General features: G+C 32.6%; 24 protein-coding genes. 2 read left to right on the forward strand and 22 right to left on the reverse strand.

Features of this window, described 5'->3' with window-relative positions; translation table 11 throughout:
• Positions 1-67 precede the first annotated feature (67 nt).
• The 10 genes from ACKI5C_RS07985 to ACKI5C_RS08030 all read right to left on the reverse strand — a co-directional run bounded on the left by ACKI5C_RS07985 (position 68) and on the right by ACKI5C_RS08030 (position 9426).
• Entirely contained in the window at positions 68-745 is a 678-nt protein-coding gene (locus ACKI5C_RS07985) for a V-type ATP synthase subunit D (RefSeq protein ID WP_407432628.1), read from the reverse strand.
• A 27-nt stretch (positions 746-772) separates the two neighbouring features.
• Entirely contained in the window at positions 773-2161 is a 1389-nt protein-coding gene (locus ACKI5C_RS07990; protein WP_407432629.1) for a V-type ATP synthase subunit B, read from the reverse strand.
• Positions 2162-2163: 2 nt separating this feature from the next.
• A complete protein-coding gene (locus ACKI5C_RS07995) occupies positions 2164-3906 on the reverse strand; it encodes an ATP synthase subunit A (protein WP_407432630.1) in 1743 nt (580 codons plus the stop codon).
• Positions 3903-4220 (reverse strand): V-type ATP synthase subunit F, encoded by a 318-nt coding sequence (locus ACKI5C_RS08000; RefSeq protein WP_407413608.1) that lies wholly within the window; start codon positions 4218-4220, stop codon positions 3903-3905. The genes ACKI5C_RS07995 and ACKI5C_RS08000 overlap by 4 nt, the downstream gene beginning before the upstream one ends.
• Positions 4217-5365, reverse strand: coding sequence for a V-type ATP synthase subunit C (locus ACKI5C_RS08005; RefSeq protein ID WP_407432631.1), 1149 nt, complete (start codon positions 5363-5365; stop codon positions 4217-4219). The genes ACKI5C_RS08000 and ACKI5C_RS08005 overlap by 4 nt, the downstream gene beginning before the upstream one ends.
• Before the next feature lie 16 nt (positions 5366-5381).
• The gene (locus ACKI5C_RS08010) at positions 5382-5993 is read right to left on the reverse strand and encodes a V-type ATP synthase subunit E (RefSeq protein ID WP_407432632.1); all 612 of its coding nucleotides are present in this window, start codon (positions 5991-5993) and stop codon (positions 5382-5384) included.
• A gap of 13 nt (positions 5994-6006) precedes the next feature.
• Complete coding sequence (locus ACKI5C_RS08015; RefSeq protein ID WP_407432633.1) at positions 6007-6498, reverse strand: V-type ATP synthase subunit K; 492 nt, start codon at positions 6496-6498, stop codon at positions 6007-6009.
• 66 nt (positions 6499-6564) lie between these two features.
• Positions 6565-8574 (reverse strand): V-type ATP synthase subunit I, encoded by a 2010-nt coding sequence (locus ACKI5C_RS08020; RefSeq protein ID WP_407432634.1) that lies wholly within the window; start codon positions 8572-8574, stop codon positions 6565-6567.
• 11 nt (positions 8575-8585) lie between these two features.
• Complete coding sequence (locus ACKI5C_RS08025) at positions 8586-8900, reverse strand: HrpE/YscL family type III secretion apparatus protein (protein WP_407432635.1); 315 nt, start codon at positions 8898-8900, stop codon at positions 8586-8588.
• 175 nt (positions 8901-9075) lie between these two features.
• On the reverse strand, positions 9076-9426 hold the full coding sequence (locus tag ACKI5C_RS08030; RefSeq protein WP_407432636.1) for a hypothetical protein: 351 nt from the start codon (positions 9424-9426) through the stop codon (positions 9076-9078).
• Positions 9427-9465: 39 nt separating this feature from the next.
• On the opposite strand from ACKI5C_RS08030, the gene ACKI5C_RS08035 reads away from it, so the two are divergent.
• The gene (locus ACKI5C_RS08035; protein ID WP_407432637.1) at positions 9466-9801 is read left to right on the forward strand and encodes a hypothetical protein; all 336 of its coding nucleotides are present in this window, start codon (positions 9466-9468) and stop codon (positions 9799-9801) included.
• An 18-nt stretch (positions 9802-9819) separates the two neighbouring features.
• Here the strand turns inward: ACKI5C_RS08035 and ACKI5C_RS08040 are convergent, their stop codons facing one another.
• The 12 genes from ACKI5C_RS08040 to ACKI5C_RS08095 all read right to left on the reverse strand — a co-directional run bounded on the left by ACKI5C_RS08040 (position 9820) and on the right by ACKI5C_RS08095 (position 22450).
• Positions 9820-13071 carry a C1 family peptidase gene (locus ACKI5C_RS08040; RefSeq protein WP_407432638.1) on the reverse strand — a complete coding sequence of 1084 codons (3252 nt, stop codon included), beginning with the start codon at positions 13069-13071 and terminating at the stop codon, positions 9820-9822.
• Positions 13072-13093: 22 nt separating this feature from the next.
• Positions 13094-13432 (reverse strand): hypothetical protein, encoded by a 339-nt coding sequence (locus ACKI5C_RS08045; RefSeq protein WP_407432639.1) that lies wholly within the window; start codon positions 13430-13432, stop codon positions 13094-13096.
• A gap of 6 nt (positions 13433-13438) precedes the next feature.
• A complete protein-coding gene (locus tag ACKI5C_RS08050; RefSeq protein WP_407432665.1) occupies positions 13439-13945 on the reverse strand; it encodes a nitroreductase family protein in 507 nt (168 codons plus the stop codon).
• 1 nt (position 13946) lies between these two features.
• On the reverse strand, positions 13947-14744 hold the full coding sequence (locus ACKI5C_RS08055; protein ID WP_407432640.1) for a citryl-CoA lyase: 798 nt from the start codon (positions 14742-14744) through the stop codon (positions 13947-13949).
• 47 nt (positions 14745-14791) lie between these two features.
• Positions 14792-15637, reverse strand: a complete 846-nt coding sequence (locus ACKI5C_RS08060) for a fumarate hydratase (protein ID WP_407432641.1) — start codon at positions 15635-15637, stop codon at positions 14792-14794.
• A 4-nt stretch (positions 15638-15641) separates the two neighbouring features.
• Positions 15642-16544, reverse strand: coding sequence for a peptidase (locus tag ACKI5C_RS08065; protein ID WP_407432642.1), 903 nt, complete (start codon positions 16542-16544; stop codon positions 15642-15644).
• On the reverse strand, positions 16537-17946 hold the full coding sequence (locus ACKI5C_RS08070; RefSeq protein ID WP_407432643.1) for an MmgE/PrpD family protein: 1410 nt from the start codon (positions 17944-17946) through the stop codon (positions 16537-16539). The genes ACKI5C_RS08065 and ACKI5C_RS08070 overlap by 8 nt, the downstream gene beginning before the upstream one ends.
• 115 nt (positions 17947-18061) lie before the next feature.
• On the reverse strand, positions 18062-18553 hold the full coding sequence (locus tag ACKI5C_RS08075; RefSeq protein WP_407432644.1) for a hypothetical protein: 492 nt from the start codon (positions 18551-18553) through the stop codon (positions 18062-18064).
• Positions 18546-19454, reverse strand: a complete 909-nt coding sequence (locus ACKI5C_RS08080; RefSeq protein WP_407432645.1) for a DUF3100 domain-containing protein — start codon at positions 19452-19454, stop codon at positions 18546-18548. Before ACKI5C_RS08080 ends, ACKI5C_RS08075 begins: the two co-directional genes overlap by 8 nt.
• A 144-nt stretch (positions 19455-19598) precedes the next feature.
• Positions 19599-20090: a hypothetical protein gene (locus tag ACKI5C_RS08085; RefSeq protein ID WP_407432646.1), complete on the reverse strand. Its 492-nt coding sequence runs from the start codon at positions 20088-20090 to the stop codon at positions 19599-19601.
• Positions 20083-20997, reverse strand: a complete 915-nt coding sequence (locus tag ACKI5C_RS08090) for a DUF3100 domain-containing protein (RefSeq protein WP_407432647.1) — start codon at positions 20995-20997, stop codon at positions 20083-20085. The genes ACKI5C_RS08085 and ACKI5C_RS08090 overlap by 8 nt, the downstream gene beginning before the upstream one ends.
• Before the next feature lie 193 nt (positions 20998-21190).
• A complete protein-coding gene (locus ACKI5C_RS08095) occupies positions 21191-22450 on the reverse strand; it encodes a DUF1743 domain-containing protein (protein WP_407432648.1) in 1260 nt (419 codons plus the stop codon).
• A 74-nt stretch (positions 22451-22524) separates the two neighbouring features.
• Between ACKI5C_RS08095 and ACKI5C_RS08100 the strand changes: the two genes are divergently transcribed.
• A complete protein-coding gene (locus tag ACKI5C_RS08100) occupies positions 22525-23457 on the forward strand; it encodes a transcriptional regulator (RefSeq protein WP_407432649.1) in 933 nt (310 codons plus the stop codon).
• The last annotated feature ends 3 nt before the right edge of the window (positions 23458-23460 follow it).

Genomic DNA, 23460 nt, shown 5'->3' on the forward strand with positions numbered 1-23460 from the left:
ATCAAATAAAACAAAAAAAATATCTAAAAATAAAAAAATAAGAAAATGAAAAAGAATAAGAAAAATCTTATTCTGAGGCCTCTTCAGCAGCTTTTTGAGCTTTTTCATTCTTTTCGATAGTAGACCTAATCATTTTCAAACGAACAAAGTTTTCCCTTTCCATTTCTTGGAGTCTCATATCAATATACTTTTCAGTATTTTGGAATCTTGGAATCATAATATGTTCTAAAGCATTTACTCTACGCTTTGTAGCTTCAATTTCCTCAGCTAATAGGAAAATAGTTTTTTCTACTTCACCAAGTTCAATTAAATACTTGAGAGATTCCTCGAATTTTTTAGCAGCTTCGTCTAATTGAATAGTGGTGTCTGAAAAACCATAACCTCTGTCAACAATGGTTCTTTCTTCCATTTTAACATCCGTTACAGGTACAGCTACACCCATAACACTCCTTGAATTAATTTCAACATCAATAGATTCTTTAACTGATAAAGCAGCTTTTCTTACAGCTAAATCACCCATTGCAATTTGAGCTTCAAGTAATGCATCATTTGCTTCTTTTAAACTTAATTCTGCATTTTCACGAATACCTTTAACACGATCCAAGATATCAAAAAATTCTTTGATTAAAGCATCTCTTTTTTCTTTGAGTAAACCGTGCCCTTTAACAGCTAGTTTAGTCCTGTTTTTAAGAGATAATAACTCCATCCTTGTTGGATTAATTCCATCAATAATATCTTGTGCCATTTAATCACCTGTTTTAAACAAATGAATTTAGTCTTTTGGAAGGTATTGTTCGATAAATTCTTCTTTAACCCTTTTGAGTTCTGCTTTAGGTAATATTTTAAGTAACTCCCAACCGAGATCCAAAGTTTCAAAGATTGTTCTGTCTTCATCTTTACTTTGAGTGATGAATCTGTCTTCGAAAGCTTGTGCAAATTCTAAGAATTTTTGGTCCCTTTCAGTAAGAGCTTCTTCCCCTACAACCGCAACTAAGTCTCTTAATTCACGACCTTCTGCATAAGCAGAATAAAGTTGGTCAGATACTCCACTGTGGTCATCACGAGTTTTGTCTCCACCAATACCACCACTCATCAAACGAGAAAGTGATGGAAGTACGTCTACAGGAGGATAAATACCTTTCCTGGAGATTTCCCTACTCAATACAATTTGTCCTTCAGTAATATATCCAGTTAAATCTGGAATAGGGTGAGTAATATCGTCTTGAGGCATAACTAAGATAGGCATTTGAGTAATTGAACCTTCTTTACCATCAATACGTCCTGCTCTTTCATAAATACCAGCAAGGTCAGTGTACATGTAACCAGGGTAACCTCTTCTTCCAGGTACTTCTTCTCTTGCTGCAGAAATTTCCCTTAATGCTTCACAATAGTTGGTCATATCAGTTAAGATAACCAATACTTGCATACCTAAAGTAAATGCATAATATTCTGCAGTAGTTAAAGCCATTTTTGGAGTCAAGATTCTTTCAATAGCAGGGTCGTCTGCTAAGTTCATGAATACTGTTAATTTTTCTAAAGCTCCAGTACGTTCAAAGTCTCTCATAAAGAAGTTTGCTTCTTCGTTTGTAATACCCATAGCAGCAAAAATTACTGCAAACTCATCGTCTGCACCTAATACTTTAGCTTGTCTTGCAATTTGAACAGCTAAATCATTGTGAGGTAAACCAGATCCAGAGAAAATAGGGAGTTTTTGTCCTCTTACTAATGTGTTCATTCCGTCAATGGTAGAGATACCAGTTTGAATAAATTCTTCAGGGAATTCACGAGAAGCAGGGTTCATTGGAGCACCGTTAATATCCAATTCTTCATCAGGGATGATTTCAGGACCACCGTCAATAGGTTTACCGATACCGTTAAAGATACGACCAACCATGTCTTTGGATACACCGATTTTTGCGGTTTGACCAGTGAATCTGGTTTTAGTATCTTTAGTGTTTAAATCATTAGTTCCTTCGAAAACTTGAATAACAGCAACATCTTTAGTTACTTCGAGAACTTGTCCACTTCTTTTTTCACCATTAGGTGTTTCAATATCTACAATTTCATTGTAACCAACGCCTTCTACTCCTTCAACAACCATCAAAGGACCGGAGACTTCAGATACAGTAGTATATTCTCTAGTTTTAATATTTGTATTCATTTTTAAGCCTCACTGCATTGTTTAGTAATTGCGGATTGAATTTCTTCAATTTTTGCATCAAATTCATCTTGTGGTATGTATTTCATTTTACCAATTTCTTCTTTAACAGGTAAAGCTACAATATTTGCAATAGGAGCTCCTCTGTTAACAGCTGCAAGAGATTCATCGTAGAATTTAAGAATGGTTTTTAACATTTTATACTGTTTATCTGGAGCACAGTATGTATCTACGTCATCAAATGCATTTTGTTGTAAGAAATCTTCTCTTAACATACGTGTAGTTTCTAAAGTAGCTTGGTCAGTTTCTGGTAATGCATCAGGACCAACTAATTGTACAATTTCTTGTAACTCTGATTCTTTTTGTAAAAGACTCATAGCTTGGTCACGAGTTGCTCTCCAATCTGCAGCTACATTTTCAGCCCACCAACCTTCAATACTGTCTACATATAATGAATAACTTTGTAACCAGTCAATTGAAGGGAAGTGACGTTTATCTGCAAGGGATGCATCTAACGCCCAGAACACTTTACAGATACGTAATGTGTTTTGAGTAACAGGTTCAGATAAGTCCCCACCAGGAGGTGATACAGCACCAACTACAGAAATAGATGCGACATTGGATTCAGTACCAATAGTTTCTACTCTTCCAGCTCTTTCATAGAATTGAGCTAATCTGGATGCTAAGTATGCTGGGTAACCTTCTTCCCCAGGCATTTCTTCTAATCTTCCAGAAATTTCCCTCATAGCTTCAGCCCATCTTGAGGTTGAATCTGCCATAAGTGCTACATCGTAACCTTGGTCACGGTAATATTCTGCAATAGTAATACCAGTATATACACATGCTTCACGAGCTGCTACCGGCATGTTAGAAGTGTTTGCAATAAGAACTGTTCTGTCCATTAATGGGTTTCCAGTTTTAGGGTCGTCAAGGAATGGGAACTCAGTAAGTACCTCAGTCATTTCGTTACCACGTTCTCCACATCCGATATATACAACAATATCTGCGTCAGCCCATTTAGCTAATTGCTGTTGGGTAACAGTTTTACCTGACCCGAATGGACCTGGAATAGCTGCTGCTCCTCCTTTAGCTACGGAGAAGAAAGTGTCTTGTGCTCTTTGACCAGTTACTAATGGTATATCTGGGTCTAATTTTCTAACATAAGGACGACTTCTTTTAACAGGCCATTTTTGGAGCATTTGTACTTTTTCGCCACCTACTTCAGCAATATCTTCTAATACGGTATATTCGCCTTCAGGAGCAATTTCAGTTACTTCACCTTCTAAAGTTGGAGGAACCATAATTTTATGTAAAACTGCGGTTGTTTCTTGAACTTCACCAAGAACATCTCCTGCTTTTAAAACATCTCCTACTTTAGCTACAGGTTTAAATGCCCATTTTTTCTCTTTATTTACAGAATCTACATCAATTCCTCTAGCAATAAAGTCACCAGATTCTTCTCTGATGATTCTTAATGGTCTTTGAATTCCATCAAAAATAGAACTCATTACACCAGGACCGAGTTCTACAGACAATGGACCTCCTGTACATTCAACTACTTCACCCGGTTGAATACCGGCTGTTTCTTCATATACTTGGATAGTTGCGGTGTCACCTTCAAGTTCGATAATTTCTCCGATAAGCTTCTGTTCACCTACCCTAACCATCTCAAGCATCTGGGCTCCTCTCATACCATCTGCGATAATAACAGGCCCAGCAATTTTAATAATTTTTCCTTCAATAATCATTTAACCATCTCTACCCCGATGACTCTTTTAATAAGATCATTCATTTGATCAGCGGACCCTTCTGAGGACCCATCTTTATCAGGTATCTCAATTATCATTGGTAATACATCAGAACCAATTTTTCTAGAAATATGATCTCTAATTTCATTAGCTAATACTTGAGTAATAATAATAATTGAAATGTTTTCATCTAAAAATTTATCAAAAGCTGCAATAGCTTCTTCAGAAGTATTGACTACTTCTGCTTTTTTGACACCACCAAGTCTAAATCCAGATACAGTGTCAATATCACCAATAATTGCTACGGAACTCATATTAACATCTCCATGATTTTAGAATTAGGGAAATCTGCTTCTCTTTTTGCTCTTGCAATAATTTTTAAATTTTTAATCTCATTTTCTTTTTGACTTAAATAACCAATAATTGGACCAATACCTAATGGTTTTTTAATAGCTAAAGATTTTGAATAGTTAGAAGAGTATGCATCCAATGCTTTTTCAAATACAGCAACGGAACCAGTTTCATTATAAAGTGGCATTGCATCAGTTAATGCACTGGCATATTTTGTTCCTTCCAAACCAGAAATCACATTTGTAACATCTGGTGAATCCATTAAATCTTTAAGTTTCCATTCACGTAATTGATAACCGTCAGCCAAAATGTAATGTGAAATATCATCATAAGTTAAACCATCTTCTTTAGCTCTTAAAATTAATTTAAGGTTATCAACATCTACTTGAGTTCCAACATATGAATATAAAATTTGTTTATTTTCATCTGAAGGAACATCAGAAGAACGTAATAAATTGCTTAAATAATATTTATCTAAAGCCGCTTCTAATGGAAGAGTCATATGTTTTTCTTCATATTCTGGAAGAGCATCCTCTAAAACAGTCGCATATTCAGTTGAATCTAAACTTGTTACGATATCTGTAACATTGTCAGTGTCAACCAAGGATGTTAAATCACCATATAAAGATCCACAAGGGATTAATAACTCTCTTGTTTCATCAGGAGTAAGACCTACTTCTTTAGCAGTTAAAAGACTTTTAATATTGTCAATATCTGTTTTTTTAGACATTATGACAAATGGATCTTTAACATCTTTAGGAGCTACTCTTGCAATATAATCATATGTATTAGCACGTTCAACATCCAATGCTTTATCAAGTGGATACTCATCTAAAACATTAGCATAATCAGGACTACCTCTGAGATAATTTTCAACTTCTTCAACATTGTTGGTTTCAACGAGTTCAGAAATTTGTTTTTCATCAAATAATCTTCCTGTTCTTGCTCTTACTCTTGCACTCGGGTTAAGATAAGGATAAATGTCCAAAATTGGTCTAGATGTAATGATTACAACAACTGCACCAACAATAAGTAATGCTATAACACAAAAGACAAGGGTTGTCTCTGGTGAAAATCCAAAAGCACTTACTGCTGCATAATCTACCATAATTTATCCTCCTATATTATTTAAATAAAATTTCTGCAACTTCACTACGTAATAAACTTTTAAATCTATCTAACCTAGCTTCAATAGTATTATTAACTTCAATATCCCCATTACTAGTTTTTAAAACAGCACCACCGATAGTATCGATAGGTTCACCTATTTCAAACTTAATACCCTCAATTTCGAAAGTAGAGGCATTTGAAAGTTGATCTTTAAATTTATTAGTATCAGCTTCGTTTAATTGAATAATTAAATCATCACTACCAATTTCATCAGCAGCCTCTTTAATCATTTTAGTTAATGCATCATCGTATTCTTCATCACCGGATGCAGCTTTTTCTTTTAATTCAACTGTAGCTTTTTCAAAAGCTGCCTCGATTACTTCTTCTTTAGCGCCTAATTCGGCTCTACGAGCATTCATCTTAGCTTCAGAGATAATTTGCTGATATCTCATATCAGATTGTTTTACACCATTTTCTAAAATTTTGGTTTTTTCAGCATCTGCAGTTTTTTCAGCATTTTGAGTAATAGCTGAAGCTTCAGCATTTGCATCTTGAATGATTACATCAGCTTTTCCCTGGGCTTCAGACATAATGCTTGAAACAATTTTATCTGTGCCTGAGCTCATATAAATTGCCTCCTTAACCAGCCAACATTTTACCGAATACCATAAGCAAGATAGCAATCAAGAAACCGTAAATAGCCTGGGTCTCTGGTAATGCAGAGAAAATAATACCTCTAGCAAACATATCGTTATCTTCAACAACAGCTCCAACAGAAGATGCTGCAGCCATACCTTGTCCCATACCGGAACCTAAACCAGCAAATCCAATTGCTGCACCGACACCAATAGCTATAATACCTTGATTAATGTCTAATTTAGAGAAATTTCCTGCTAATAATCCTGAGAAAACTAATAATAAAATTGCAATCAAGAAACCATAAATAGCTTGAGTTTCTGGTAATGCGGAGAAAATAATACCTCTAGCAAACATATCGTTATCTTCTGCAACTGCACCTACAGAACCAGCAGATGCCATACCTTGACCTAAACCAGAACCTAATCCGGCAAAACCAATTGCTACTCCAGCACCAATAGCTGCTAAAGCAGTACCTGTAATTTCTACTACCATAATTAATTCACCTTTGAAATAATATTGATTTTAAATTTTAATTTTAAAGTATATAATAAAAAATTTTTAATTTTTAAGTTTTGTAAATGTTCTTTTTGCTTTGAAAGCTTCGAATTTACCTTTACCGCCCATGAAGAATTGTGAAAAGAACTCAACATAGTTAAGACGTAAAGCATTAATAAATGCACCCAATACCTGGAAAGCAAAGTTTGCGATATGTCCAAATAAGAATAAAATTATTGCAATAATTATACCTAAAACTGGAATTGGAATCATCGAATTAATTAAATTAGCTAAGATGTTTACAGTCATTGCAATACCACCGGTAGCTAAACATAATGCTAAAAGACGCGCATAAGATAAGACATCTCCCATAAAACCGAAAACATCCATCATACCATATGCACCATTAGCCCATACTAAAATTCCTAGAGTTATAATTACCAATACTCCACCTATTACGTATCCGATCATACCGACTGCAGGAACCATATATCCTAAAGCAAGGAAAACAATACCTGCTTCAAATATAAACCAACAAATTTGGGATCCGAGAGCTTCTTTAACATTTCCATATCTGAAATTATCAATAGCACCAATTATGAAACCGATATTAGTATAAATAACACCGACAGCGATAGCTATATATAAAATATGATCAGGATGTTTAAATGCTTCAACAGCACCAATTACGGTCGGCACTTTATAATTGAAGTACTCAGGCAAGTTTCCAACAACACCATTGGTTACTAAACCCAGAACCACAGCCCACAGACCAGACCATATTAAAATCCAACCGAATGCATTCATGGTCTTATTAATTTTACCTAATCCGCGTAATAAAATTACACCGATTAAAGATACAAGTATACCATAACCCGCATCAGTCAAACAGAACCCAAAGAAAAATGGAAAAGTAATTGCAAGGAACAAAGTTGGATCAATTTCGTTATAACGTACTGGAGAGTACATATCAACGAGATATTCAAATGGTTTTGCATACCATCCATTTTGTTGTAAAACAGGAACGTCTTCGTCATCTGTGCCTTCAACTTCAATTAATTCGAAAGCACAATGTCCTTCGGAGCTTTTTTCAACTACTTGTTCAACTTTTTCTGTATCTTTTACAGGCACCCATGCTTCGAGAACATAGGAATCTTTAGTTTGAACAAAAGCAGAAAGAATTTCATTTTTTTCTTTTTCATTTTCTAATTGTTCTTTGAGAGATAGAATTTCATCATCCCACTGTTCAGCAACTGCTCTTAATTCAGTTTTAACAGCATCACGTTCTGATTCAATAGATACTAATCTTGAATCAGCATTGGAAATAATCTGTTGAGGAGTACCTTCAACATCACCAATTTCTATTTTCTCAAAGTCAAATTTACGAAGTGTTGAATAAACATCATCACTATACTCTTTTAATGTTACTACAACTACGATATTTCCTTCTTTATCATCAGTCATAGGAACAGTATATACTTCTAATTCATCTGTCAATTTACTTAATTCATTTTTGATTTCTGAAGTAGATTCAGCGTTAATCCTACCAACAGTTGTAGAAGTGTACTTAGAATCTTTTAAAAGAGCTAAATCCATGTCAAAATTATATAAATGCCTAGCTAAACTTTTATTAGACTTTAATTCACTTGTTTCGGAGTCGAGAGCGGCTAGTTTTCCCTCAATAACATGTGTCTTACCCCCTACTTGAGATAATGTTTCTTCAGCTTTTTCAATAAAAGCTTCAGTGTCCAAATCTTCAATTTCTTTCTGTACTGGCATATCCGGACTAATAAAAGACATTAAAGTGTCTTTTAACCCATGGCCTTCTGATAAAGAATTTCCGAAAAGTTCAGATATACCATTAGTTTTCATCAAGAGTGAAGATAATTTTCCCGCATATGGAGTAGCTTTTGCTGGAGTTACTAATTCCGCTAATTCAGGATCTTGCTGAATACTTTCAGAAATGTCACTCATTTGTACTAACCCTTGTTCGTGGAGCGCATCCACTGTAGGAGCTACATACTTCTCGAGTGTAACTATTCTAATTTTTCGCATTCTAGCTGTCTTGAACATATAATCTCTCACTACAAAATATTTTTGACAATAACTGAAGCAGCTTCATCAACATTTGCCATAGCCTTTTCTTTTAATGCTTTTACATCATTATCAGAATTAGCAGCAATAGTTTTAGCTTCTTCTTTAGCTTTATCTTCTGCATCAAAAACAGTATTTTTAGCTTCTTCCTCTGCTGATTTTTTAGCATCTGCTATTATTGATTCAGCATTTACTCTAGATTCGTTAATTAAATCTTTTGATTGAGATTCTGAATCTATAATAAGCTGTTCAGCATCAGATTCGGCTTTTTTTATCATTGCGATTGCTTCTGATATCTCTGCCATAATAAATCACCATGGTATATTTAATTTTTATTAAGTATAATATATATCTTTTACTATATTTTTCTGAAAAATAAAACTAATCTTGACTTAAACTAAAAACTAATAACAAAAATAAAACAGTTTTATAAATAAAATATGTTAAAAAAAGAATTAAAAAAAATAAAGGAAAAAAAGATTATCTATAGAAAAATTTAAGGATACTCTTAGGCAATTTCATAAGATAAGCCAAAATAGCTATTGTAATAATGATAAGGCCGATTATAGCGAAGCCATAATTATATGGAATATCCAATATGGTATAACCTACAACACCAATAACAATACCTTCAAAGAAAAAGACTGCTTTTGTCCATTCAGGTTTATAAGATATTATAAGATAAGCAATACCCAAAAGAACAAGGATAATTGATGTAGCAATTGTATCATTAGTTAATACTTCCCCCCTGATTACTGGAAGAATTCCGACAAATATTAACATAATAGCTACCAAAATTCCAAGCATTTTAAAAAGTTTTACATTAGCCATACATCAATATTTAATTATCTTAATATAAATACTATTTTTATGAAAAGATGTGTTTGGATAATACTTAACAAGAACTTTGAAATGATGCTTGACGGAGAAATTTTTGAAGATAAACTGCAAGATAAAAAATTCTCTCCCGGCGAAGACATATGGACAGAAGAGCTCCCATTATTAAAAATAGCCGACGAAAAAATTCAAAAGGAATATGACGAGTTTAGGCAAGACATTTTAACCTTATTTTTGGAGCCTCAAGTCAATGAAGTATTTATTAATGCCAAAATTGGTGAAGAATCAGAATATGACAACCCTTCAATATCTACACCACTGATAATAAGAAAAATAGAAGAATATGATGTTGAAGAAATAATAGAATAAAAAAATAGAGGATAATGTTTAATCCTCTTTTGCAGAAATAGTTATTTTATTTGAAACAACTGCACTTTCATACTGGGATGTTATAATATACTCACCAGCCATCAGATTAATGTTCAAGCAAGCAATTCCAGAGGAGTTAGTGTATCTTGTGTAAAATACACCATTAATGTTAAAGGTTATTCCAATATTTTCTAATGGATTGCCTTCACCATCAATCAGTTTTGCTTTGAATTGTGTTCCATCATTATAGGTCATGTTAATATCATCTGCAGTTAAAACAGGTAATACTGTGATATTATAGGACATCTGAAGACCAGTTAACGGATCAATAGCAGTTAGTATATACTCACCAGGATTTAGATTAATGTTTAAACGAGCAGTACCATTTTCATTGGTTGTACGGTTGTAAAATACGCCATTAATATTCATAGTAATATTTACATTAGGAACAACATTACCTTCACCATCAATCAATGAAATATAAAACTGTGACTCATTTCTGAAGTATTTAACAAGATTTTGAGCAATCAATGTAGGCAATACCTCAATATTGTTTTCAACAGTAGTGTCGCCAAATGTTGTTTTTATTGTGTAGTTACCAGGATTTAGATTAATGGCTATTTTAGCAGTTCCATTTTCATCACTAATCCTTGTGTAATTAACATCATTTATTTCAAAAATTACAGATTCATTAGCTGCACCAACATCAGCAACAAATTTTGAATCATTCTTATAAATTTTTACTAAATCTTGAGTAATTATTTTACGAGGAAGAGTATAAACCTTCAAACAGGCTACTATGCCTTCTGCAGAAACATCTTCCCACTCTTTACCATCAAAGTAGAATGATGATCCGTTTTCCACATGTTGCCTTATAAGCTTCAAGTAAGGGAATGCATCAGAAGTCACAACAGCTTCAAATACATCTCCTTTAGAAATTGGTATATATTCATTTAATTTAATGGTAGAATATCCGTAAAATGGACTAATACCCTCTTGAGTAAGTTTTAAATCCCCATTTACATAAATTTCAATAGTATATTCAACATCAGAGTTATTGAAATAGGTACCGACTGCAGCGATTAAATCATTATCTACAGCAGTGAATACATTTTTATATGAAATATTTTTACATGAAATATTTTCATCTGCCACATCGAAATCTGTTAAACCTGCCAAATCATATTGATAATTTTTATTGTATGGAATAGTATTTTCAATAATAATAGCGGCAGCAGACTCTTCAATTAAATCAGGAAAAGCACAAAATGTTAAATCATAATATGAAAGATATAAATATCCACTATCTCCCCAATCTGTTCCCCAACTATTCTTAACAATCCATGCCCCATCACCAGGAGGAGTTATCAGGAAATTATCTGCTGAAAAAGTATCATCCCAACCAACAACAGAAATTGCATGAGTTGAAATTCTAGAAATATTACAGTATTGAGAATAAGTATCAGGATTATAATAATGCATTTCTCGACTAACTTTAGGAGTGGCAAAGTAATATCCGGCAATAGACCCATATTTAAGAATGGCTTCTTTCATTTCATGATTACCTGGATCAGACAAATTACCTCGAATTAACATGACGTCTTGAATATGAATATTTTGATCCAATAGAATTAATGGAGATATTTTACCCAATTCATCATAAGTGTCAAGATCTTGAGAAAATACACCAAACCAGCTTAAAAGGTATGCCATAGCATAGTTTACAATACCTCCTTCATATGAACGACTGCCATATTTCGAATAGATTAGCATTGAGTCTTGCATATTATTTTCGGAAATATCCATATCAATTTGACATGCTTTTAATAATGCTGATTCTACAGTAGCAACCATACCAAAAGCCCAGCAGGAACCCATTGACCCCTGATTATGGATAGGAGATATCCAACCAAAGTCTCTTGAATCAAATCGAATAGGCAAATTTGTAACATTAATTGTATTGTTGAATAATTCCAATTCCATTCCCACTTTATCAACAACATAAAGATAATCAGTATCATTTAAAATGACAGTATCATTATTAAGTTCACAATCTTCCATAATAAAATCATTTTGGAAAATCACATGGATTGCTTCTTCATTGTTAAAAAACGAACAATTTTGGGCATTGAATGAAGAATCATAAACACATATTGCACCACCTTTATTCGCCCAATTATCCTTGAAGTTAGAATTAGATATATTAAGATTTCCAGCATCTAAAAAGATAGCACCACCATTTGAAGGATAATCTTCATTCAATATCGCATAATTATAAATAAAACTTACATTATCAATAGTTTGTTCCTTGGAATATGAAGTATAAATTGCTCCACCATTATAATTTGCAGAATTATTAATAAAAGATGCATTTTTAATTGATAATGAACCTCCTAATTGAAGATAAGCTCCTCCAAAATCGGAAGAACAATTGGTGAAATTCACATTTTGTATTTGAACACATCCTCCTTTAGTCCTATAATTCTTAAAATCAACAAAGATGGCTCCACCATTTTTAGCTGAAGAAACATTGACAAACTCACAAGAATCTATAGTTGAATTTTTTTGAGATTTTATTCCAATGGCTCCTGCAGTTTCATTAGCCGTTAAATTAATAAATCTGGAATTGTAAATTATTGTCAAACCATCCGAATTATAAACAGCTGAAGCATAATTGGAATTTATATCTTTAAATATGGTATTTTGAATTTCGATATCTGATGATTGAGCATAAATAGAAGCAAAATTGATGAAATTACCAGATGTAAAATAAGAATCGTATACAGTTAAATTAGATTTAGACACAAAAATAGCAGCTCCCCTATAAGCATTGCAGTCAATAAAACTAACATTATTACACAATACAGTATTTAAAGAATATATGGCCCCACCATCTTCCGCATAATCATTGATAAAAGTTACATTATTTAATATTAGTGAACCATTTACCCAAAGGGCTCCACCTATAGAAAAATTAGCATTGATAATATTCAGATTATTAATTGTAACATTATTAGCTGAAATATTAAAAATCCTAACCAGATTTTGCCCATCGACGGTAAAATCATTTCCTTCAACCACATAATTATCCTTTTCGATAACTATACCCTCAGTAATATTATCTCCACTATACACATAATCCTGAGTGAATTGATAGATATCAGTAGTTGCATTAATTTCACCACTTAATTGAGTAAAATTTCCCTCAGCAAAAACATTACCCATTGATAAAAAGAAAATAACTACTAACATCAAATATATTTTTTTCATTTTATTCTCTCCCCAAAATATTTTAGAATAGTTTATTTGCTTTTTCAAGTACTTCATCCATAGTATTAAATTCCAAATCTTCACCCTTTTCAGATTTTAATTCTGTTGTTATCAGAACATGAGGTGAAGCCCATAAGTAGCTATAGGCAAAATATACAATATTTACAAGTAATGCTGGACCAAAAAAGAACAGTCCAATCATCAAAAATAAAATATGGACATAATAATTCCCATATCTTTTCTTTTTCATTAAAATGAAATGTTCTTCTTCCTGTATTTTCTTAAATTTAATTTCAGACAATTCTTCTGAAATCTTATTCATTTCATTAGAATTATCTGCTTTTAAAATAAATAAATCCATAATAATCTATAAATATACTGTAAATTCATCGATTGCTTTTCTTGGAGTGTCTCTTGGTTCAGCATCACCATAACCTAAAGGAGTAAACAATACAGGTTCTTCTGAATCCTTTAACTGTAAGAATTCCCTAGCTTTATCCGGTTTGAATGCTGCAATATAACATGTTCCAAGTCCAACACTAGTTGCTGCTAAAATAATATGGTCCATCACAATTGTTGCATCAATATCAGATATGCATTTATTATCGTATTTTCTAACCCATGCTTCATCAGTTTTAGCAACTACACATAATACGTAAGGTGCTTGTGTAAACCACTTAGCAGAATAGATTTCAGATAAAGCTTCTTTATTTTTTTTAGTATCAATTACATAAACTTTAAAAGGCTGGTAGTTAACTCCGGTTGGAGCGATAGTAGCTGCCTTTAAAACATAATCCAATTTTTCTTTTTCGACTTCTTTATCCAAGTATCCTCTTACACTATATCTTTTGTTAATAACTTCATCAAATTCCATTTTAACGACCTCCATATATAACATCGTCTAAATCACAAAAACGTCTAAATTCATCTTCATCCATTTTTTCTTCATGAATATGAGCAATAATTCCCGGAATACGACCTATAATAAAAATACCCAAACCCAAATCTGGAGTAAAACCTAAATCAGATAAAATAGCTGCATTTGCACCGTCAACATTTAATTTTATACCCTTATTCTGATACACCAAATCTTCAATAGCTACGGCCAATTTAATATGTGGTCCGACAAAACCCTCTTTAATTGCCACTTGAATTAATTTCTCTGCTCTTGGGTCAATAGTATGATATCTATGGCCAAAACCAGGTATCTTTTCTTCTTTTGAAAAGTAATCATTATAAATATCAATAGCCAAGCTAGCAATCTGCTTGTTATCCAAATCAGAATCTTCAGTCAAAATTAATGAGTTAATTCTGGACTGATATAATTCCATAGTTTTTTCTATAGCTCCGGCATGTTTATGACCAAAAGAAAGTAATGCTCCTGCAATTGCAGAGTTCATAGATGAACCTGATGAAGCAATGATTCTTGCAGTTTGAGTACTTGGTGGAGTTACGCCATGATCACAGAATGACACCAAAACATGATTAAACATTTTGCTTTCTTTAATTGAAGGTAATCTTCCTTTCAAAATTAAATAAATCATGTCCCCATAGCGAATTTTTTCTATCAAATCCTGTTGATTGTATCCTCGAGTAGTTAATTTATTAGGTTCCACATTAGAAATAGTTGTTTTTAAAGAGTGTTCATTTACACGGAAATTATTTTCTTGCATGATTAAAATATAATCTAATAGATTAATAAATGTTATAGTAAAATTAATTATAAAATTAAAGTTGATTTTCTTGGCTCAACAAAACATGATGGCCTGACTGAAACTATACGAACCCCACTGGCCCTTTGATTTCCAATTTTTATAAAAGTACCTAAAACGGTAGTCTTACCACCGAACCCCAAAGGTCCGATATCAGTTTGGTTCAATTTTTCACTCACATATTTTTCTTCATTGCTTGGATTATCCAGATTCCCATAAATCATCGCTTTCAGCATTAATGATGATGCTTCATAATGTGTCCTTCCAATACCTATAGCAGGAATTGATGGAGTGCATCCAAGGAGTTTTAAAGAATCCTCAAGCCAATTAACAGCTTCATTAATTACAACATCAAAAGAACGCTTATGATAAACCCTATATGTTTTTGCTCTTATTTCAGGCCCTCCTCCCTGAAGTAAAAAATGAACATTCAATGTATCGGGATTTTCACTCTTATCAATTAAAAAAGATACGGGTTTCATCATTCCTGGATCATCATAAAGGCCACATGATTGCTCAACTCTTTCAATATCATTACCTTTAACTGCCATAGGTCTTGCAGGGAGCTTATTCAATCCTTGATAAATTCCTTCATTAATCTGAGCCATTAATTCTGAGGTAATTTCTCTATTATCACCAAGCTCAATAACCACATGAGGAATTCCCGTATCATCACATAATGGAAATTTTGTCTTTTCGGCAACATTATAGTTTTCCAGAATTTGAGTTAATGCCCATGAAGCATTTTCATTAGTTTCATTTTCAATAGCCGATACCAAAGCATTTCTCTTATCCTGTGAAAGAATAGTGCTGGCTTTAATTATAGAATCAGATACTTTATCGACAATATCCATATAATCACTCAGGAATTGCTAAATCATTGGAATCCTTAGGAGACATTACTGCATCCGGCGCATAGTGTTTTATCATCCTTTCAACTAATTTAACCTGTTTTATTCTGGCAACTGCTTCTTTTTCAGTTGTATCCCAATTATGATTGGCCGCAACAGAACCTCCAGTTTTTAAATAAACCGGAGCTGCAACTTCGATAAATTTTGGAACTTCATAATGCCTAATAAAGCCTCCAGTAGATTTTGGATTTTCAGTATGTAAATCAATCGGAATATCTATTGCATTCCTAATAGATGCAAGCATATTTATTTGTAAATCTCGAACAGGATTGAGAGAATCCAAACCAATTGATTCCAGAAGTTTTGCTGAAGCAGGATTTCCATGACCGGTATGGGCTGACATCTTAAAATGAAGATTTTTTGGTAATTCTCCTTTAATCCTCATCTGGTTTAAAACATACAATAATCCCTCATCATAGAGCAATATTCCGCGAACACCAAAATCAACAGCTCTTTTAACATCTTCAATTGCATAAATTAAGTTATCATATCCTCTTAAACGATAACCTATTCTACTTCCTTCTTTTGTATGGACTGTAGCTGATGTATCATATGTTGCTCTTGGCCCAACAGCTAAAAATAGCTCACAACCATATTCCTTTGCCAAATCAACCATTTCAATAATCTCCTCATCGCTGAGCAACATTATTCCTTTAGTTTGTGTTACTCTGTGAATTACAATATTTTGATTTTGGGCTTCATCCAGAAGAGTTTTCATCGTTTTTGGTGATTGTATTCCCGGAACTTCAAATCGGAATTGTCCTCCATCCTTAAAAGTTTTATCTGATTGGAAAGTGGAATCAACTTCACCAATACCTATTTGATTTAAGAAATCTTTAGTATTATTCATTTAAAACCCCAACAACATCAGTCATCGAATAATTATCCAATTCATCAATGATAACTAGATTATTAATATTATAATTTGGATTTAAGCTTTTGAATTTATCAATTAATTCACTTAAATCATATGGATTTTCAAAATCCCCTTTAGGAATAAAAGTAATATTCTGAAATACACCATTTCTAAACTCTTTATCCAATTTTATTATTACATTAGACGGCCTTTTATTTGGATATAAATCATTCAATTTTTCATCTTTTAAGATAATCATTCGATTTACAAGATTTTTAATAGTATTTACTTTATCAACTGTTGAATAATTTTCAAATAAACCATATTCTACCAATTTATCTAATGAATCAATATCAACTTCTCCCATCACCAAAGTTATGGCCACAGCATAAGGAAGACTTTGCTTTAACTCCTCCAAGTTTTTCGGATTAAAATTATTGTGATCTGCTGCAACATCATAGGTTTTAACAGCAACATTTTCAATATGGACATATTCATCACCCAAACTAGCCTTTAACTTTAATGCAGTATCTATAGAAGAATGCAAATGTCTGCAAAATGGATATTTCTTGAAATAGATATCCCTAACTTTAACTACACCAACATCTTCCAGAATTGAATCAAAAGAATAATCTTCACCATTGAAATCCTCGTTATAAACCATTGCCTTTAAAAATCCTTCAGAACCTTCAACTATTGTTTCAGCACCAGTAAAACCATTTCTTGCAAGAAATGCAGATAATATACCATTATAATTTGCCTTACCAACATGAAGCACTTTACCCATACTTCCAGCATGATCAGATTCCAATAAACCTGCAGCCTGCGTTCCACATAATCCCAATGCATTCAATATCTGTGATTCATCAAGTTTGAGTAATTTGGATGCAACAGCACCTGAAACAAAAGTTCCAATAGTTCCTGTCGTATGAAAACCGTTTTCCCTATGGCGAGGATTAACCATTTTTCCAAGCAAAATTCCGACTTCATAACCTACAATAACAGCTTCAAAAAATTCTTTACCACCAAATCCATAAGCTTCAGATAATGCTAAAGCAGTTGGAAATATTACTGCACCCAAATGCGCTTGTGCCTGCCTATGGCCATCATCCAACTCTAAAGTATGTGCTGAAATACCATTTAAGAAAGCAGCATTTAATACATCAGTTTTTACACCAGGTTTTCCAATAATTGATGCTTCCAAACCCAAATTGCCATTATCATGAAATATCTCATTAATAGTATTGAAAGCTATTGCTGGTGAGTTTTCATTAGCTCCCCTGTATGTTACACCAAAAAAATCAAGGAAAGCTGCTTTAACAGTATTGATTGACTCAACAGTAGCTTGTTCATAACGATAATTTGAAATAAATTTAGAAATATCTTGCAAAAACATAATAATCTCAACATTATGTATGTAAAAATAATCTTAAATAGTTTATCTAAAAAATATTAAAAAGAAATATTGTCTTTTTGTACAGGAATTCAATGGTTTATTAATCATAATATATTTAAACAGCTGGAACTCCTGTTAAAACAAGAACAATATGTGCCACAATTGCCGCACCGAAATAAGTTGCTGCAATAACCAGCATTGTTATAATAATAGCTCTCCAACCCAATGCCTTGAATTCATCCCAACTTTTACCCATTCCAATACCAACATAAGCCAAGAATACGGTAACGATAGATAAAAGCTCGACTTTTGAAACATAATAAAGTACAAATTCAGAAGTAGGCATTCCCGGAAGCGCCAAAACAATACCTATTACACTTATATAGAGAATTGATGAAATATTAAAAGGAAGTTCCCTTTCCATCCACACACCAGCAAGCGTAATAAAAGACAATATCCCCATACCAACCAGGGAATCAGTCATCGGATGCTTGTATCCTATATAATTACCTATAACTGTAATAACTGAAAATATAATTAATAGCCTAATCCAATTGAAAATACCATGAACAGTAACATTTTCAGATCCGTCAATAAAATCAGCCATTATCATCATCCTCCTTTTCTTTTACAAGAGATCCCCTTCCAATTTTTGGTTCCAGGAAATTATAAAACTTTTCAGTTATCGGAAGGGCAATGAAGATAACTATGTAAATACCAACACAGAATGAAAGCAAATTACTAAATCCTGCAAATGCTTCAATACTACTTTCCAATCCAGGAAATGCTGCTAAAGTCGGTCCAATAGCCGCCGCATTCATACTGGCACTACCTACACCACTAGCCATAGCAAATGCATAAGGATGTAAAGGTAAAAATGAAAGTGATAAAGTAACTAAAAAACTGATAAATATTGTACCGATTACAGTACCAATAATGAATATAGCAAAAACTCCTCTTGATTCAGGAGAGTTAAATCCATATTTATCAACAACAACAGCAACGTTAGGTTCACGACCAATAGAATTGGTCATACCAATAGATTCTTTCTTAAATCCTAAAAGTAAAGCAATAGGAAGAACCAAAATAGTTGCTAAGTGCCCTATTTCCTGCAATATTAACGCGGGACCCATTTCAAAAATTAAATGAATAGATTGACCGCTCGAAATAGCTAATTTAGCAATCAATACACCAATAAAAAGCATCATAGCTCCTTCAGCAATACGGGCTTGTTTTTTTTTAATCCATCTAATATTTTTATCCAAATAGAAAATTAAACCTAACATAATTGTATAAATCAACGGCATGATTGTAATTGCAACATTTTTTGTAATTGGAATATTAACTGTTCCAATTAATTCAGCTATGATTACTAAAAATAGTACAGTACCATGTAATCGATAGTCTCTCCAAGGATTTTTCTTTAAAATCCTCCTATCAGTTTTTTCACGATAAATATGTTCAACTTTACCATCATTATCTCTATCTGGAATAAAAACCCACCCCAAGCATATAATGCCAATATCAAAAAATCTATACTAACACTATTACTATCTTAAAACTCATTTATAAATTAATAAGTTTTTATAGATAAAAATTCATAAAATATGAATAAAAAATAGTAATGAAGTTCTCAAAATGAGAATAAATTTTTAAGCAGCGGGTACTCCAGTCAGTACCAGTATAATGTGGGCAACAATAGCTGATCCATAATAAGTTGAAGCAATAACCAAAATAGTAATGATAACCGCTTTCCAACCTAAAGCCTTGAACTCATCCCAACTTTTACCCATTCCAATACCAACATAAGCCAAAAATACTGTTACAATAGATAAAAGTTCTATTTTTGAAACATAATAAAGTACGAATTTCGATGTCGGCATTCCTGGAAGCGCTATGACAATACCGATTATACTTATATAAAGAATTGATGAAATATTAAAAGGAAGTTCCCTTTCCATCCACACGCCGGCAAGCGTAATAAGAGACAATATTCCCATACCAACCAGAGAATCAGTCATCGGATGCTTGTATCCCAGATAATTACCTATAACAGTAATAACTGAAAATATAATTAACAATCTAATCCAATTGAAAATACCATGAACAGTAACATTTTCAGTCCCATCAATAAAATCAGCCATCACCATCATCTCCATCTTCTTTTATAATAGCTTCCCTTCCAATTTTTGGTTCCAAATAAGCATATAATTTTTCAGTAAGTGGAACGGCAATAAATATCACTATATAGATACCAATAGAAAATGAAAGCAAATTACTGAATCCTGCAAATGCCTCAATACTAGTTTCCAAATTAGGAAATGCAGCTAAAGTAGGACCCAATGAAGCAGCATTCATACTGGCACTACCTACACCACTAGCCATAGCAAATGCAAATGGATGTAGAGGAATAATGGAAACAGAAAGGCTGGCCAAAAAACTAATGAATACAGTTCCAATTATTGTTCCGACAATAAATAATGCAAAAATACCTCTTGATTCCGGAGAATTAAATCCGTATTTATCAACGATTACGGCAACCTCAGGTTCACGACCAATAGAACTGGTCATACCAATACTTTCTCTTTTAAATCCTAAAAGTAAAGCGACAGGAAGAGCAATGAAAATTGTAGCTAAATGTCCCAATTCCTGCAACAATAATGCCGGACCCATTTCAAAAATCAGATGTATAGACTGACCACTAGAAACCGCCAATTTAGCAATTAATACACCAATAAAAAGCATCATAGCCCCTTCAGCTATTCTTGATTGTCGTCTTTGAATCCACCGAATATTCTTATCCAAATAAAAAACTAAACCCAAAACCATAGTATAAAGCAATGGCATAATTATAACTTCAACACCTTTGGCAATAGGAATTTCAATAGGTCCGATAATCTCTGCAACAATGACCAAAAGAAGTACAGTACCATGTAAACGGTAATCTCTCCAAGGATTTTTCTTTAAAATTCGCTTATCCGTTTTTTCACGATAAGGATGCTCAACATTACCCGATTGAAGACCTTTTTTTAATATAACAATTTCCCCCATAAAACTTTTCAGTTAATTAATAGATTCATCAAAGCACTATTTAAATTAATACTATTTAAATGTCAAAATTTCATAAAATATGAATAAAAAAAGTAATTTTTGTAAAAATAAGTTCTCAAAAAGTGAAAAAAATAAAACACAAGGGAATTTATTAAAATATTAAAAATATTGTAAAATAATATTAATTTATACATTACATTCTACAAATTGGTTTTGATAAGTGTCTACGTGCACTAACTGGAGTTTCATAAAATTTACCATTATTTAAAGAGCGTTTGGTTTTAAATTTCACTTTTTGTGAAGATTTTATTCTATTTCCACATCTTTTACATTTGAATCCTTTTCCTTTTCCAGCAGAAGTCATTCTTTTTCCACATTCACAAACAGGATTCCTATATTCCACATCATTTAACTCAATTACCTGGAATTTTTCAATATTGAACGTATTCTGCTCCCCAATACCACCATATAATTTTATTACATCACCAGCACGAAGATGAGAAACAATTTTTCTGAAATTTTTTGTCGGCTCATAAGCTCCACATTCAATTTCACCGGTTTCATCAAATACTGTGAAAAACATGTGGCCTCCATCAATTACATGAGGATTGTCTTTTACTGTAACAGTTATTTCATAGCATCCAAATTGTTTCATTTGAGAAATATTTTCAGCTTTTTGAATATGCATGTCAGTATGCTGATTGGTTAAAAAAATACAGTAATCTTCAATTGGTTCGGATACTTCAACAATATTCCTAGCCTTATTCAAAGATTCGACATTATTTGATCGTATACCATACAATACCGGGCATGGAGTTTTAGGTTCAATGGCAATATAACCTTCAGAATAGTCAACATTTTCAAAAGTATCTGGAAAAGTCTCTTTATCCATTTTCATTACGGAATCATAATCAATTTGGCGTTTTGTTCCATAATTTTGTGGAGTTCTATATGCCAGCAATTCATACGTATAGTCATCCAGAGGCAAACTAATGGCCGCAATAGAACCAATTATTCCTCTTCCTTTTTTAAACTTATGAATTTCACAGCCAACAGATTTTCCAAACTTTTCAGCCTCTTCAATAGTAATAAATGAATAAATTGCCTTAAAAGCATAATCCTCCATTTCTTTTGTAATTTCACCATCATAAAAAATTACGCCAGGATTAGTGTTATCGCAATCAAACATAGATAATTTTGAAACTTCATCTAAAACAATCTCTTTAGCCAAATCTGCTTTTTCATCATTAATTATTTTAAAAGATACTCCTCCGTTACCCCTGGTTTTAAAACGAGCAAAAGGATTTAATCTAATCAAACGAGGATAATCAACAATATCAATATTATTCTCTTTTAGCCTGCGAATAATATCGCATACCAAATAGGTTGTGCACATGCCATCAGGAGAATCCGTATCATCTATTCCAATATACAAATAATTAATTATAATCACCTTACAATTAAATTATTTATACAAAAAAGTAATATATAATTTTTTAAAGAAAAATAATAATTGGTTGTATTAATATGTTAACTCGAGGCAGAATGTTACAAGAAATAGAGAAATTATTAATCGCAGAAGGTTACAAAACTTCTGATATTTATGATCAAGGTTCTTTTGATATTGTTGCTCGTAAAAACCTATTAATTTTACTTTTAAAAACTTTTGTTAATATCGATAGCGTGAATGAAAAAAATGCTCAAGAAATGAAGCAATTGGCAAATATTTTTTTAGCTTCACCCATAATAGTTGGAGCGAAATCAAGAAACGGTATTTTGGAAGAGGGAGTAATCTATGAAAGATATGATATTCCAACCATCGGTCTTGATACATTGAAAAATATGATATTATACAAGGAATATCCAGAAATCCTAGCTGACCGTGGAGGATATTTTGTTAAAATTGACGGCAATGTTATTAAGCAATACAGAGAGGAATACTCACTTTCCCTAAAAGATTTGGCAGACCTTGCCCATGTTTCAAGAGCTACAATGTATAAATATGAAAATGAAATAGTCAGGGCAAATACAGAAACGGCAATGATTCTAGAAGAAATATTGAATACAAAAGTTACGCTGGACATAGATATATTAAAGTACAATCAAGAAGATCAAATCCAATATCAGCAAACAGGTGAAGGAACCGAAGATTTATTAAAATTAGGATATGGAGTTGTTTCTACAAGCAAAAGCCCTTTTGATGCTGTTGCAAAAGATGACAATTCATCATTAATTGCGAACGTTGAAAAAAATAGAAGCCAAAAGACTTTAAAAAGAATGGCGATTCCTTTAAAGGATTTATCGATGATTACTTCATCAGAACCTGTTTTTATAATCAACAACGATAAAATTAAAGAATCCCTTGGAACAATTCCAGTAATTAAATCCTGGGAATTGAAAGAGTTTGAACGTTCACAAGAATTATTAAAATTAATAAGAGAAAGAAAAGAAAATCAGTGATAA

The sequence above is a fragment of the Methanobrevibacter sp. genome, assembly GCF_045646045.1.
Lineage (GTDB): Archaea > Methanobacteriota > Methanobacteria > Methanobacteriales > Methanobacteriaceae > Methanocatella.

What these genes read in the sequence shown, in the direction of transcription:
- ACKI5C_RS08100 (WP_407432649.1), top strand. Translation starts at nt 22,525, where the DNA reads ATGTTAACTCGAGGCAGAATGTTACAAGAAATAGAGAAATTATTAATC.
- ACKI5C_RS08015 (WP_407432633.1), bottom strand. Translation starts at nt 6,498, where the DNA reads ATGGTAGTAGAAATTACAGGTACTGCTTTAGCAGCTATTGGTGCTGGA.
- ACKI5C_RS08025 (WP_407432635.1), bottom strand. Translation starts at nt 8,900, where the DNA reads ATGGCAGAGATATCAGAAGCAATCGCAATGATAAAAAAAGCCGAATCT.
- ACKI5C_RS08010 (WP_407432632.1), bottom strand. Translation starts at nt 5,993, where the DNA reads ATGAGCTCAGGCACAGATAAAATTGTTTCAAGCATTATGTCTGAAGCC.
- ACKI5C_RS08040 (WP_407432638.1), bottom strand. Translation starts at nt 13,071, where the DNA reads ATGAAAAAAATATATTTGATGTTAGTAGTTATTTTCTTTTTATCAATG.
- ACKI5C_RS08065 (WP_407432642.1), bottom strand. Translation starts at nt 16,544, where the DNA reads ATGAATAATACTAAAGATTTCTTAAATCAAATAGGTATTGGTGAAGTT.
- ACKI5C_RS08075 (WP_407432644.1), bottom strand. Translation starts at nt 18,553, where the DNA reads ATGGCTGATTTTATTGACGGATCTGAAAATGTTACTGTTCATGGTATT.
- ACKI5C_RS08060 (WP_407432641.1), bottom strand. Translation starts at nt 15,637, where the DNA reads ATGGATATTGTCGATAAAGTATCTGATTCTATAATTAAAGCCAGCACT.
- ACKI5C_RS07990 (WP_407432629.1), bottom strand. Translation starts at nt 2,161, where the DNA reads ATGAATACAAATATTAAAACTAGAGAATATACTACTGTATCTGAAGTC.
- ACKI5C_RS08000 (WP_407413608.1), bottom strand. Translation starts at nt 4,220, where the DNA reads ATGAGTTCCGTAGCAATTATTGGTGATATTGACACTGTATCTGGATTT.
- ACKI5C_RS08030 (WP_407432636.1), bottom strand. Translation starts at nt 9,426, where the DNA reads ATGGCTAATGTAAAACTTTTTAAAATGCTTGGAATTTTGGTAGCTATT.
- ACKI5C_RS08050 (WP_407432665.1), bottom strand. Translation starts at nt 13,945, where the DNA reads ATGGAATTTGATGAAGTTATTAACAAAAGATATAGTGTAAGAGGATAC.
- ACKI5C_RS07995 (WP_407432630.1), bottom strand. Translation starts at nt 3,906, where the DNA reads ATGATTATTGAAGGAAAAATTATTAAAATTGCTGGGCCTGTTATTATC.
- ACKI5C_RS08085 (WP_407432646.1), bottom strand. Translation starts at nt 20,090, where the DNA reads ATGGCTGATTTTATTGATGGGACTGAAAATGTTACTGTTCATGGTATT.
- ACKI5C_RS08005 (WP_407432631.1), bottom strand. Translation starts at nt 5,365, where the DNA reads ATGGTAGATTATGCAGCAGTAAGTGCTTTTGGATTTTCACCAGAGACA.
- ACKI5C_RS08035 (WP_407432637.1), top strand. Translation starts at nt 9,466, where the DNA reads ATGAAAAGATGTGTTTGGATAATACTTAACAAGAACTTTGAAATGATG.
- ACKI5C_RS08045 (WP_407432639.1), bottom strand. Translation starts at nt 13,432, where the DNA reads ATGGATTTATTTATTTTAAAAGCAGATAATTCTAATGAAATGAATAAG.
- ACKI5C_RS08090 (WP_407432647.1), bottom strand. Translation starts at nt 20,997, where the DNA reads ATGGGGGAAATTGTTATATTAAAAAAAGGTCTTCAATCGGGTAATGTT.
- ACKI5C_RS08070 (WP_407432643.1), bottom strand. Translation starts at nt 17,946, where the DNA reads ATGTTTTTGCAAGATATTTCTAAATTTATTTCAAATTATCGTTATGAA.
- ACKI5C_RS08055 (WP_407432640.1), bottom strand. Translation starts at nt 14,744, where the DNA reads ATGCAAGAAAATAATTTCCGTGTAAATGAACACTCTTTAAAAACAACT.
- ACKI5C_RS07985 (WP_407432628.1), bottom strand. Translation starts at nt 745, where the DNA reads ATGGCACAAGATATTATTGATGGAATTAATCCAACAAGGATGGAGTTA.
- ACKI5C_RS08020 (WP_407432634.1), bottom strand. Translation starts at nt 8,574, where the DNA reads ATGTTCAAGACAGCTAGAATGCGAAAAATTAGAATAGTTACACTCGAG.